Origin of the sequence: Gallicola sp. Sow4_E12, assembly GCF_052116305.1 — a bacterium.
Taxonomy (GTDB): domain Bacteria; phylum Bacillota; class Clostridia; order Tissierellales; family Peptoniphilaceae; genus JBQKLI01.
Genome location: NZ_JBQKLI010000015.1, coordinates 1 through 13,012, shown reverse-complemented (window position 1 = coordinate 13,012; position 13,012 = coordinate 1). Strand labels below are relative to the sequence as shown.

Below are 13,012 nucleotides of genomic sequence, written 5' to 3'. Positions count from 1 at the left end.
TTTGATATTATTATTGAGCCTTTTCAATTATCGGAACTTCGAAACTTCCATTCTTTATTTCTTCTATCTTCTTATTTATTAATTCTTTTGTTTCAGCTGATAGTTTTTCCTCGAATGAGTGGAATGGGGCAATCTCTACAACTCCTTCTGTCATCCCAAGATTAAATACTCCACCTTTAAAATCCCCTTCTTTCACCTGCTTCGCTGCTTCATATACAACTTTCGGTATATTATAAACAGTTGAACAAATCACAGTATCGGGTGCAATAGAATTTTGGTCATATGAATTTCCCAATGCAAGAATCTTTGCTTCTTCTGCAGATTTTATTACACCAGTACCCGCTTGATTTGCCACATGGTATAAAATATCAGCTCCTTGATCAATCATAGACTTCGCAGCTGTGCTGCCTGCTGTTACATCAGTAAAAGAGCTTATATAAACACTCGCAACCTCAGCTTCCGGCTTTACTTCTTTTACACCAAGCTTAAATGCCTCGACTTCTTTTATAATAGAAGGCTGTTCAAAACCACCTACGACTCCTACCTTATTTGCTTTCGTCATAGACCCTGCGATTAATCCCATTATGTAAGCACCTTGCTCTGCACCGACAACATATGAAGCCATATTTTCACCTTGAGAATTAGACTCTGTAGATGCAAAATAAGCATTCGGAAATTCTTTAGCTACTTTTAGCGCTGGTTCTCCATATTGAAAACCATGACCCATAATCAAATTATAGCCTTGGCTTGCATAGTCTCTAAAAGATGCCTCTGTATCTGCTAACTGCACATTTTCCATATAGGCTGTTTCAAATCCTAATTCATCCTTTACCTTAGTTAACCCTTCTACTGCTGTAGCATTCCACCCTTGATCATTTGCAGGACCTGACAACAGAAGTGCCATTTTATACTCTCCTTCTGCTTTCCCATTATCGGAGCCTTCTCCGCATGCGGTTACCATTACAGAACATAATAATATTAGCGCTAGCATTAAACTTAATCTTTTTTTCATTTGCAATTCTCCCTTATATTATTTAATTAAATTCGCCTCATAAAGCTTTTCCAAGCTTTTTTTCCTTTGTTGACAAAATCTTTTTCATCAATCCCTAACAGTTGTCCGTCTTGAAAAACTATTTTCCCATTAATCATTGTTAGATTGACTTCACCTACTGCACCTGTCCTAGGAATCAGAGAATATGGATCATGCTGAGCTCCTACGCATTCTAACTTATCAATATCAATCATAAATAAATCTGCACCATTATCTACTTCTAATGATCCTAGTTTTTTTCTTCCTAAGGTCTTCGCTCCATTTACTGTAGCCATTCTGAGTATTTCTTTCGGACTAACTCCCCCTCTCCTTTCTTTGTTATAAAAAGCTTGCAACATGTAAGCTAACCGCATCGTATCTAAAAGATTTGAGCTGTCATTTGTAGCAGACCCATCACATCCCAAGCTTATGCATAGACCAGATTCTATCATCTCTACCATATTTATAATTGGAAATCCTCCAAGTATCGCTGGTGCTGGGCAGTGAGATAGACCAATATTATCCTTTGCCATTAAAGTAAACTCTTCTTTCGTCAATTCCCATCCATGGGCATAAAACACATCTTCGCCTGTAAATCCAATATCATAGCACCACTCCAATGTCCTTTTTCCATAGCGAGCTTCCATAATTGCATTTTCTCCTTCCCCTAAATGAGTATGCATTATAGTATTATGTTTTCGTGCCAACTTTATTGACTCCTCGAAAGTCTCTTTATATGAGTTAACAGGTTGGCAGGGAGATATAACGATCTGACTCATTGAATAATCAGAACTATCATGATACTTGCCGATTAGCCTTTCGCAATCATGAATAAATTCATCTGTAGTCTCCAGCATTCCAAAAGGAATCGTACTTCCTTTCTCTTTTGGAAGTGTATTTGTTCCCCTTCCTGCATGATAGCGAATCCCTAACTCTTTCGCCGCATCCATTTGAAGATCAACTAATTCTTTACTACTGTTTTTTGTATAACAATACTGTAGATCATAAGCGGTTGTACATCCATGTTTTATTAAATCTGTTAAAGCGGTCATTGTAGAATAATAAATAACTTCATCATCAATTTTCTCAAAAATCGGATAAATCTTATCAAGCCATTCAATCACTGTCATACCCGTATAATCAATCTGTTCTAAACTTCTGGCAAATGTTTGAAAAAAATGATGGTGTGTATTTACAAGCCCTGGAAATATTAATTTTCCTTTACCCTCTATTATTTTATCTACATCTTCCTTCACTGCCTCATCAGCCTTAAAATTGATTTTGGTTATTTTTTCATTTTCAATTAAAATATCTGAGTCGTAATATAAATTATCATCATTATCACAAGTTACAATAATATCAGCATTTCTAATCAACGTTTTATATGACATCGTTCTCCCTCCTTCATAATAGTAATACAAAAATTATAAAGTATATAGTAGCTATACTGTCAAATATTTACATATTATTCTATCCTTTCGATATATTTATATAGATACACCAGGTCGCTAATCCTATCTTTTAACTATGATAAATAATAATTATCAACAATCCCTAAATGATAATCATTATCTGTAAATCGCTATATTTCAACATTCGTAAACAAAATAAAAATTGACAAATTAAAATATTCTCTATAAACTTATTGTAATTATAACACTGGAGGGAAAACGTTATGAGCTATAAACTAGTCTATAAATCTTTGACTGACGATCAAAGACAAGAGATTGGCGATATTTTAACTAAACACGACAATTCTGAGTTAAATATCCTCAACACATTGCTGGAAATACAGGATTCTTTAGATGAGAAATACATCGGCGAAGAGGTTTGTGAAATCGTTTCAGACCGTACTGGAATCCCGATGATTGAACTTTACGATATTATGAGTTTCTATTCTATGCTGGATACTGAACCAAGAGCGAAATACAAAATCGAGGTTTGCGATTGCGGAAGCTGTTATTTGAATGATTCTCAGTCTTTAATCGAGATATTGGAAGAAAAACTTCGTATAAAAGTCGGCGAACATACATATGATTGGTTATTTGAATTAGAAACAGGTCCTTGTGTCGGCGCTTGCGATATCGGACCTGTGATGAAGATCGGCGATACTGTATACGGAAATTTAGATAAAGAGAAGATTTCTAGAATCTTAGACAATCTTCATAACAACAGAAACGGGGAGGCTTAGTATGGCAAAAACACTGGAGTTAATATCAGGTACGATCGATAAATCCTCTTGCGTATTGGAATATATGGGCAACCATGGTTTTAACGGTTTAAAAAAAGCAATTACTATGAAGCCGGAAGAGATCATAGATCAAATTATAGAAGCGAAACTTTTAGGCCGAGGCGGAGCTGGTTTTCCTACAGGTTTAAAATGGAAAAACATGTACGCTATCGAAGACGATACAAAATATCTTGTTTGTAATGCAGACGAAGGAGAAGCAGGCACTTTCAAAGATAAACTATTTATCGAAAAAGACCCTTATATCGTTTTCGAAGGAATGCTTATCGCAGCGTATGTATTCGGTGCAAAAGAAGGCTTCTTCTATATGCGAGGAGAGTACAGAAGCTTTACAGGGCGATTAAACAAGGCTATCGAGGATTTAAAAGAAGCAGGATTTATGGGCAAAAACATCCTGGGTGTCGAAGGTTTTGATTTTGATTTACATATTATAAGCGGAGCAGGAGCTTATGTCTGCGGAGAGAATTCAAGTCTTTTAGAAAGTATTGAAGGACATGCGGGAAGAACTAGAGCTATCCCTCCTCATCTTCCTCAAGGGGGTCTTTACGGAAAGACTACCATTACAAACAATGTAGAAACCTTTGCAGCGATTCCGATTATATTAGACCGGGGACCAGCATACTTCCGTTCTGTAGGAACAGAAGAAGACGGCGGAACGATTATGGTTTGTTTATCTGGACATGCTAAAAACAAAGGTGTCTATGAAATTCCTATGGGAACTTCTATCCGCGACGTGTTGTATGATGAAGAACTAGGTGGCGGTACTGTTTCAGGAAAAGAAATTCAGTTCTTCCATCTAGGAGGACAAGCTGGAGCTATCGTATTCCCAGAGCAGTTCGACACTCCTTTTGATGCGCCTCATTTAAGAGAAGAAGGCTTATCGAAAGGGACTGGTGCATTTGTTGTAGCGGATGAATCTGTAGACCTTATCAAATACTTGATTAAAGTAAATGAGTTTTTCATCCATGAATCCTGCGGAAAATGCACACCTTGCCGTGAAGGAAACAGACAAATGATCCTTCTCTTAAAGAAATTCGACGAAGGCACTGCTACAGAGAAAGATTTTGAAACCATCGGTATTTTGTCAAAAACCATGTCTTTCGCATCTTTCTGCGGATTAGGACAATCTGCAACCACTGCTATGGCAAGCGTATTACGACAAAGACCTACGATCTTTACCGATCGAATCCAATATACAGAAGAAGAATTGAAGGGAGTTTTCGCATGAAAGAAATGATAAGTTTAAAAATAGACGGGATCGATGTGTCTGTTCCTAAAGGAACGACTCTGCTTGATGCCTGCAAAACCATCGGCATTCATGTTCCGACTCTCTGCAATCATCCTGAAGTCCAAGCAAGAGGCGTCTGCCGAATCTGCGTTGTAGAAGAAACAGGTTCTTGGAAATTAAAATCTTCCTGCAACACTAAAGTAGAAGAAGTTCGCGGGGAGATTCTTACAAATACTGAAAAAGTACGCATGGCAAGAAGAACAGTCCTAGAACTTATCTTAGCGGATCATCCTCAAGACTGTTTAAGCTGTATCCGCAACACGAAATGCGAACTACAACAACTTACAAATGATGAGTTTGTAGATAATAGCCGTTTTGAAAATATCACCGAACGTCTACCGATTAAGGCGGATAATCCTTCTATCGTAAGAGATAATACAAAATGTATAAAATGCGGACGCTGTGTACAGGCCTGCAACGAAATCCAGTCCTGCTACGCTATCGGAACCAGCGGAAGAAGCTATCATTACAGTATCGGTCAAGCATTTGACAAAGCAACAGATGAGTCTACCTGCGTATTATGCGGAAAGTGTATCACTGTCTGCCCTGTAGGAGCCCTTCACGAAGTAGACGATACTGACAGAGTCTGGGAGGCTTTAACCCATCCGAATAAATTTGTCGTCTTCCAAACAGCTCCTTCTGTAAGAGTAGGAATCGGAGACGACTTTGGCTTTGCCCCTGGCGAGATCGCAACAGGACAGCTTGTCTCCGGAATCCGCAAACTTGGAGCCGACAAGGTCATCGACACGAACTTTGCAGCAGACTTAACCATTATGGAAGAAGGAACAGAGCTTTTAGGCCGTTTAAATAATGGCGGTGCTCTTCCTATGATTACATCCTGCAGCCCTGGATGGATCAACTTTGTAGAGAAAAACTATCCTGATCTTCTAGATCATTTATCTTCCTGCAAATCGCCTCAGCAAATGTTCGGTGCTGTAACAAAAACATACTACGCTGAAAAACTAGGCGTCGATCCGAAGGATATGTTCGTTGTCAGCGTTATGCCTTGTATCGCTAAAAAATATGAGCGAGGCAGAAACGATATGGCTTCCAGCGGACAAAACAACGATATCGATGTAGTACTTACAACAAGAGAGCTTTCCCGCATGTTTAAACAATCCCGAATCCAGCTTCAAGAGCTAGAATCTTCTGACTATGATCAAATCATCGGCCATGGTTCTGGTGCCGGTACAATCTTTGGAACAAGCGGCGGTGTCATGGAAGCGGCCCTTCGAACTGTTTACGAAGTCATCACAGGAGAAGAACCTGATTCTTTAGATTTCGAAGGCGTTCGAGGACATAAAGGCGTAAAAACAGCTTCTGTAAATATAGATGGTACCGAAGTAAAAGTAGCCATCACAAACGGATTAGGCAATGCGAGAGAAATCTTGGAAGAAATCCAAGCAGGAACCTCTCCTTACCACTTTATAGAAGTCATGGCCTGCCCAGGCGGCTGTGTAGGAGGCGGCGGACAGCCATTCTCTACAAATCCTAACCTTCGAAAAGAAAGAATGAAAGGTCTTTACAAAGACGATAAAGAACATGTGATTCGAAAATCCCATGAAAATCCGGAAATCAAACAAATCTACGCGGAGTTCTTGGGAGAACCGAATTCTCATAAAGCACATGAACTGCTTCACACTCACTATAACCCTAGGAAAACAAAAGCCTAGAACAAATTAGGAGGTACATCATGAGAGTATCTATCGTAGGTATTTATGTTACGGAACAAAAATCAGCCCCTGAACTCAATGCAGTTCTTCACGAATATTACTGTTTCGTCGAAGGAAGATTTGGACTACCCAAAGTAAAAGAAGGACTAAATGTTATTACCTTAGTATTCCAAGCTCCGAAACATGAAATCGAAGAAATGGTCGAAAAACTGAATGCCATTAAAGGCGTAAAAGCAGAAGCCCATTACGAATTCGAATAAGGGGTAAAGATAGGAAATAGGCTGTAGGGGCTAGGATGTGGGGAAAGATAACTTTTCCGCTATCGCTTAAAAGTTTACTTAAATAAAGGATAGGCAGCACACCTACAGCGGCCAGGCGGGCTGCCTTTGGCACCCAGGCGGGATTGCGGCCGCAACCCAGTAGAGAGATAAGAAATAGACTGTAGGGAATAGGAAATAAAGGGTAAAGATAGGAAATAGGTTGTAGGGACTAGGTTGTAGAGAAAGTTATCTTTTTCGCTATCGCTTAAAAGTTTTCTCACCTAAACGTAAATATATAAAAACACAAAAACCAGAGACTGATACTTGTATCAATATCTCTGGTTTTTTCTCCTTAATTTTGAAGATGGATTTTTATTCAGAAAATGTCCGACTTACTATAGAGTAAAAAGCTCTCCGATATCTGAGTTGATATAACAAAACTGCCTTTTATACTATCCAGAAAATGAATCCTTTCTCATTTTCCACCACAACTCCCCTCTCCCCTCTTTCACACTATCACACTATCTTTATCTGTTCCCCTTGGTCGCAAAGCGATCCTGCCTGGGTCCCGTTAGGGATCCCGCCTGGCCGCCTTTAAGCGTGCCGCCTGTGCTGCGCAGCAGTCACACCTATCTCTTCCTACTTCATCGGAAGATCTCTCTAAATTATGTATTACCGGTCAAAACGAATTCTCGTCTTAGCGGCGATAATAGACACCAGTACACAGCTGATCACTTTATCTACAATATTGCTTGCAACTCTTGGTATAAAAGCTGCTGAAAAGATAGAGGATCCAGCATTTTTCATCGCTGCGAAAAACACATCATTAAAGTCTCCCGTAATCCCGTCGAATACAAAGATTGCGATCGGTGTTCCTATAAGCGGTGCCACTACGGATAATATCAACCCTGTTATAACCGCTGTAGAAATAGAGAACTTCTTTTTCATAGAAATCCACCCTACCACTAAACCGATTACGATATTTACCAAAGCAAAGGGAATGATCTTCGGTCCTGAAATAAATCCTTGGATCACATTTGTAAGACCTCCCACGGCAGCACCATATAAAGGCCCTAAGGTAACGGCTGCAAAGATAGTGCCCACCGTATCTAAAAACAACAGCGGAATATTTAGTGCCCCTACAACAGTTCCCAAGATAATATTAACCGCTATGCATATCGCAGCAAATACCATCATCTTAGTACTAAAATTCTTCTTCATTTTGTTACTCCTTTCAAAAAATTATAATATAAAATATAGATTCACTAAAAGTATATCAAAGAAACAAGATCCGGTATACCCTATTACATATAACGATATGCACGAGAATGCATCAAGCTTTCTCCACCTAGTTTTGATACACTTATAGAAAGAGGTGACGACTATGAAAAGAGAAAAAAAGTTTATTCTGCTGGCTCACTGTATCTTAAACTGTAATTCAAAAGTGGAAGGTTTGTCTTCCTACTCTTCTGGAATCTGTACGCTTGTTTCCAAGCTTCTTCTACAAGGCTACGGAATTATCCAGCTTCCCTGTATAGAGATGGAAATGCTTGGAATAAAACGCTGGAGTGTTGCCAAAGAACAGCTCGACTATCCAGCCTTCCGGGAAAAATGCAGAGAACTCCTTCAGCCTATCCTCCACCAAACAGTAAATTATATCCGTAACGGCTATACCTTCGCTGGAGTTGTCGGAATCAACGGCAGCCCCACCTGCGGTGTAGAATTCACCTGCACAGGAGATGAATGGGGTGGAGAATTGTCTAAGAGAGACAATACAGAAAAACTCTCCTCTAGAGAATTAAAGGAAAGAGGCATTATGATCGAAGAACTGGAAAAAATGCTCTTAGCGAAAGGAATCGATATCGATATATGGGGTCTCGATGAAAGCCGAATGGACGAAAGTATAAAAGAGATTCTAGAAGAAATAGAGAAAGATAGGAAGTAGGCTTTAGGGACTAGGTTGTAGGGAAAGACAACTTTTTCGCTATCGCTTAAAAGTTTACTTAAATAAAGGATAGGCGGCACACCTGCGGTGGCCAGGCGGGCTGCCTTTGGCACCCAGGCGGGATCGCTGTCGCAACCCAGGGGAGAGAAGGGGGAAGGAAGTAGGCTTTAGGGACTAGGAAATAAAAGATAGGAAATAGGTTGTAGGGACTAGATTATAGGGAAAGACAACTTTTTCGCTATCGCTTAAAAGTTTACTTAAGACTGAAAAACAAAAAACCAGAGATTGATACCTGTATCACTGCCTCTGGTTTTTTGTTCTTTATTTTGAGGTGAGATTTTTACTCATAAAATATCCGACTGACTATAGCGTAGAAAACTTCAACATCTTAGTTAATATAACAAAACCGCCTTTTATACTACACAGAAAAATGAATCTTTTCTCATTTTTCCTCATCAACTCCCCTCTCCCCTCTTTCACACTCCACTCTTTTTTTATCCCTAGGTCGCAACGTGGTCCTTGCCTGGGTCCCGTTAGGGATCCCGCCTGGCCGCCTTTAAGCGTGCCGCCTGTGCTGCGCAGCAGTCACGCCTGTCTTTTCCTACTTCACCGGAAGATCTTTCCAAAAGCGCATTTTGAAGTAGCCAGCGGAAATGACAGCATAGATCAGCCAAGTTACAGGGTAGCTCCAAAGAACTGTATATATAGAGAAGACCTGATTTAGCATAATATAAATCCATGCTACTCGGATAAACAAAAAGCAGGTTAATGTTATAATCATCGCCGCTGCTGTATTTCCAGCTCCTCGAACAAATCCTAATATAATCTCGCCCCATGCATAAAGAAGATAAAATGAGCAGAGGATCATAAGCATATTTGCTCCGTATTCGATCACTGCCGGGTTGGAATTAAAGAGCTTCATCAGCTGGAATCGAGTAAGCAGAATAAGTGTAAGAAGAACACCTGTTACAACTGTAATCATGGCTAAGGCGATTTTAAATCCTCTCTTTAAACGGTCAAACTTATGAGCTCCAATATTTTGCCCTGTAAAAATCGTAATCCCTTGGGAAATCGTTGAAATCGACAGCCATATAAATCCGTCAATTCTAGAAGAAGCTGCTATACCTGCTACCGCGTCCGTTCCGAAGAGATTGATTTTAGACTGAATCACTACATTGGAAAGAGTGATAGCCATTCCCTGAAGACCCGCCGGCACACCAATTCTCAAAATATTTTTTAAACTCTCCGGATAAAACTTGATCTCTTTTGGAATCAGTCGATAACTGTCCTCCGCCTTCACCAAAGCGATAAACACAAGAACTGCCGATCCGATCTGAGCAACAGTTGTAGCGATTGCCGCTCCGAAGGCACCCATTCCAAATCCTCTCACAAGTATTAAATCGAAGACTATATTTAAAAAGGCCGCCGCTGCTAAATAATAGAAAGGCCGTTCGCTATCTCCTACTGAACGAAGAATTCCTGAACCCATATTATAGACAAGCATAGGGATAACCCCTAAAAAATACACCCTCATATAAAGAGAAGCACTATCAAATATATCCGCAGGCGTCGCCATTAGCCTTAACAACCACGGCGTAGCAATATAGGTTAAGACCATCAGCCCAAATCCGCCGAAAACGGCTATGGCAAAGGTTGTATGTACGACCTCATAGAGTTTCCGTTCTCTCTTGGCACTATAAAACTGTGCTGTCAAAATAGAGGTTCCTAAGGATAATCCAAAAAAGAAGGCTACGATCAAATAAGACAAAGAACCCGTCGCACCGATCGCTGCCATATCTCTCTGCCCGCCATATCTTCCCACGATAAGAAGATCTGCTGTACTATAAAGCTGCTGCAGTATAGAACTTAATAACAAAGGAATCGAAAACCGAATTAAATTTTTAACAATAGGCCCTTGAGTAAGGTCAATATTTTTCGCTTTCATACCTGCTGTTTTCACCCTTTCTTTTGTATCGAATTTTCTTCATTTTAACATAATATTGTTAGAAATACTTTAATTTTGGAATACTATTGTAAAGGGTATTTCTATTGAATACAATACCCTCTTTCTTTTTTTGCTCATAAAAAAAGAGGTTCTTTCTGCGGGAAAGATACCTCTTGATTTCTATCACTTTAAAATATCGGCGAAGCGAATACACCTTCTCTAAAGTCTCTGCTGGCTTCCACAAGTTCCTCTCTTGTATTCATCACAAAAGGACCCGCTGCAGCAACAGGTTCATTTAACGGTTCTCCGCTAAAAACCATAATCTCTGATTCTTCTTCTATACTTTGAATCGCTATCTCTTTATCTTCTCTATCAAACAATACAAAGTTTCCAAATTCAACAGTTGCCTCTTTGTTGATTTCCACTTCGCCGCCGATCACTAAAAATCCTGTATTAAAACCTTCCGGCTCTTGAATGCGAAAATCTGTTCCTTTTTTTAGATTGATCTTGTAGATATTTATCGGCGAAAATGTTTTTGCCGGACCTTTTACTCCATAGGCTTCCCCTGCGTAAATAATTACCTCTCCGCCCTCTTCAGGGATAGAGTATTTACCCATTTGATCCTTTGTGATCGCTTGGTAATTCGGCTCCGTCATTTTATCCTTTGCTGGAAGATTTACCCAAAGCTGTATCACATGGAAAACACGGTCTTTCTTTACAAATTCATTCTCATGATACTCTTTATGGAGAATCCCGGACCCAGCTGTCATCCACTGAATGTCCCCAGGATTTATAACTCCTGTATTTCCTTTATTATCTCCATGTTCCACCTTTCCTGCTAATGAAAACGTCACCGTTTCAAAACCTCTATGAGGATGGGGACCTACTCCTGTCTCAAAAGGAGTCGCTTGAAAATAATAAGGCTCGTTATAATGTAATAATAAAAAAGGCGATGTTCTTTCAAAGATAGACTCTCCTCTGTCTTTTGGGAAGAATTGTTTTACTCGAAAACCATTCCCTACCCAATGAGGAGCTGATCCTTTTAATACTTCATCAATTTTTCTGAAATCGCTCATTTTACGCACCTCTTTTTTTATTTGAAAGAAACTGCTTTCTTTCTTGCTTTTATTATATCACTAGTTAGTAATAATATCAAACCTTTCTTCTTCTATGAACATTCTTCTTCTTAGAAACAAAACATGCTTTTTGTTTTCAAACTCTATTTATCTCTAAAAGAATATTCTCGAGGAAGAGGACTTTTGTGTATTATACTCCAATCCTAATTTTAGAAGCATAAAGACCCCTAAAGCATTTTTATATCTGCATTAAGGGGTCTTCTATTAAAATCTCTTATTTTATATCGTTTATTTCCTGAACTACACTTTCAGAAACTGCACTTTCTCCTCCGATAATAATAACATCTTGGATATCTTCTTCTTTTAAATAATCCTTTGTTTCTTTAGGTAAAGATCCTGTTTTTGTTAATAATATCGCTGCATTTCGATTGCTTACTAGTGGGGCTGCTGCTAAAGCGTCGGGATAGTTCATGCCATTTGTTAAGATAATCGTTTCGACTTTTTTGCCAACGTCTATCGGATATCTTTTCGCTACTTCTACTGCAGTACTGAAACGGTTTTCTCCGTAAACACGGTTTCCTTCTTCGCTATTATAACCATCCACTGGAAAACTAAAGGCTTGAGGTCCTCCGATTACTGTAGAACCGGATACATTTTGATCCGGCTGTGCTAATAAAAGATAGACATTTAACGCATCTTCTATATTAATCTGCCCTACAAGAGGAGCTGCTGCTAAAGCATCTGGGTAAGATGTACCGCTTACAAATACATAAAAATCTCCTGGAAATGTTATGGACTTATCTTTTCTGTATTCATAACGCATATTGCTTATTTCATTCGCTGTTTCGTAGCGGTTTCGGCCTGCTATTCTTTTTACTTCTGCTGTTTTTTCTAATTCTTCTTCCACTTCTTTTCCTACTGCCCCTTCGCCGCCCAGTATAAATACTTCCTTTGTTCCTAAGCGTTCTAGTTCTTTTTCAACTAAAGGATTGAGCTTGTTTTTTTCTGTTAAAAGAATGGGGATATCAAGCTGTGCTGCAAGACTTCCTCCAGCTAAGGCATCTGGAAAATCTTCTCCAGTCGCAACGATCGCCTTAGGAGATGCCATATAGGTATATCGGCTTAATTTCACTGCTGTTTCGTATCGGTCTCTTCCTTCAATTCTCGTTACATTCATCTTTTGGGCAGAAGACGGGAAGGCAGCCACTGTTCCTAATAGAAATATAATTGCTGTTAATAAGGTTAATTTTAATACTTTTTTCATGTAACTCCCTCCCGTTTCTTTCAAAATGTTTTAGCATTTCCTGCTAATAAATATATACCCTATTAAAGTTAATTTATTAACCAATAAACTAATTTTTTATATTATTTATTAAGTTGTAACCTTTCTGTTTATTAATTGTAATCTTCTTGTCACCCTTTTAGAAATCGCCTTGAGTCAAGTCCATATTAGTGTGTAAATTCCTCGGGTATCATTTTGTGGTCAATCATCCAGCCTGATCGAGCGGTTTATGCCGCGAAAGCCTATTGATAGTGAGATATCGCCA

The 13,012-nt window shown here is 39.1% G+C and carries 11 protein-coding genes; 5 read left to right on the top strand and 6 right to left on the bottom strand.

Translation table 11 applies throughout. From position 1 onward, the window contains the following. Window positions 1-10: 10 nt before the first annotated feature. Complete coding sequence (locus ACTQ46_RS08505; RefSeq protein ID WP_441748972.1) at window positions 11-1,012, bottom strand: BMP family protein; 1,002 nt, start codon at window positions 1,010-1,012, stop codon at window positions 11-13. Window positions 1,013-1,038: 26 nt separating this feature from the next. Next, window positions 1,039-2,421 carry an amidohydrolase gene (locus tag ACTQ46_RS08500; protein ID WP_441748970.1) on the bottom strand — a complete coding sequence of 461 codons (1,383 nt, stop codon included), beginning with the start codon at window positions 2,419-2,421 and terminating at the stop codon, window positions 1,039-1,041. Between the two features lie 284 nt (window positions 2,422-2,705). On the opposite strand from ACTQ46_RS08500, the gene ACTQ46_RS08495 reads away from it, so the two are divergent. The 4 genes from ACTQ46_RS08495 to ACTQ46_RS08480 are packed head-to-tail and all read left to right on the top strand — an operon-like array spanning window position 2,706 to window position 6,499. Next, entirely contained in the window at window positions 2,706-3,221 is a 516-nt protein-coding gene (locus tag ACTQ46_RS08495) for an NADH-quinone oxidoreductase subunit NuoE family protein (protein WP_441748968.1), read from the top strand. A 1-nt stretch (window position 3,222) separates the two neighbouring features. Continuing rightward, a complete protein-coding gene (locus ACTQ46_RS08490) occupies window positions 3,223-4,506 on the top strand; it encodes a complex I 51 kDa subunit family protein (RefSeq protein ID WP_441748966.1) in 1,284 nt (427 codons plus the stop codon). Next, the gene (locus ACTQ46_RS08485; RefSeq protein ID WP_441748964.1) at window positions 4,503-6,239 is read left to right on the top strand and encodes an NADH-dependent [FeFe] hydrogenase, group A6; all 1,737 of its coding nucleotides are present in this window, start codon (window positions 4,503-4,505) and stop codon (window positions 6,237-6,239) included. Before ACTQ46_RS08490 ends, ACTQ46_RS08485 begins: the two co-directional genes overlap by 4 nt. A gap of 20 nt (window positions 6,240-6,259) precedes the next feature. Further along, the gene (locus tag ACTQ46_RS08480; protein ID WP_441748962.1) at window positions 6,260-6,499 is read left to right on the top strand and encodes a TM1266 family iron-only hydrogenase system putative regulator; all 240 of its coding nucleotides are present in this window, start codon (window positions 6,260-6,262) and stop codon (window positions 6,497-6,499) included. A 672-nt stretch (window positions 6,500-7,171) separates the two neighbouring features. Here the strand turns inward: ACTQ46_RS08480 and ACTQ46_RS08475 are convergent. Continuing rightward, complete coding sequence (locus tag ACTQ46_RS08475; protein WP_441748960.1) at window positions 7,172-7,720, bottom strand: CD3073 family putative ECF transporter S component; 549 nt, start codon at window positions 7,718-7,720, stop codon at window positions 7,172-7,174. Window positions 7,721-7,883: 163 nt separating this feature from the next. Here ACTQ46_RS08475 and ACTQ46_RS08470 point away from each other — a divergent pair, with 163 nt between their 5' ends. After that, complete coding sequence (locus ACTQ46_RS08470; RefSeq protein WP_441748958.1) at window positions 7,884-8,444, top strand: CD3072 family TudS-related putative desulfidase; 561 nt, start codon at window positions 7,884-7,886, stop codon at window positions 8,442-8,444. Between the two features lie 601 nt (window positions 8,445-9,045). Here ACTQ46_RS08470 and ACTQ46_RS08465 read toward each other — a convergent pair. The 3 genes from ACTQ46_RS08465 to ACTQ46_RS08455 form a co-directional block, all read right to left on the bottom strand. Further along, window positions 9,046-10,389 carry an MATE family efflux transporter gene (locus tag ACTQ46_RS08465; RefSeq protein ID WP_441748956.1) on the bottom strand — a complete coding sequence of 448 codons (1,344 nt, stop codon included), beginning with the start codon at window positions 10,387-10,389 and terminating at the stop codon, window positions 9,046-9,048. Between the two features lie 188 nt (window positions 10,390-10,577). Continuing rightward, window positions 10,578-11,465: a pirin family protein gene (locus ACTQ46_RS08460; protein WP_441748954.1), complete on the bottom strand. Its 888-nt coding sequence runs from the start codon at window positions 11,463-11,465 to the stop codon at window positions 10,578-10,580. Window positions 11,466-11,739: 274 nt separating this feature from the next. Continuing rightward, entirely contained in the window at window positions 11,740-12,729 is a 990-nt protein-coding gene (locus ACTQ46_RS08455) for a cell wall-binding repeat-containing protein (protein WP_441748952.1), read from the bottom strand. Window positions 12,730-13,012: the final 283 nt, after the last annotated feature.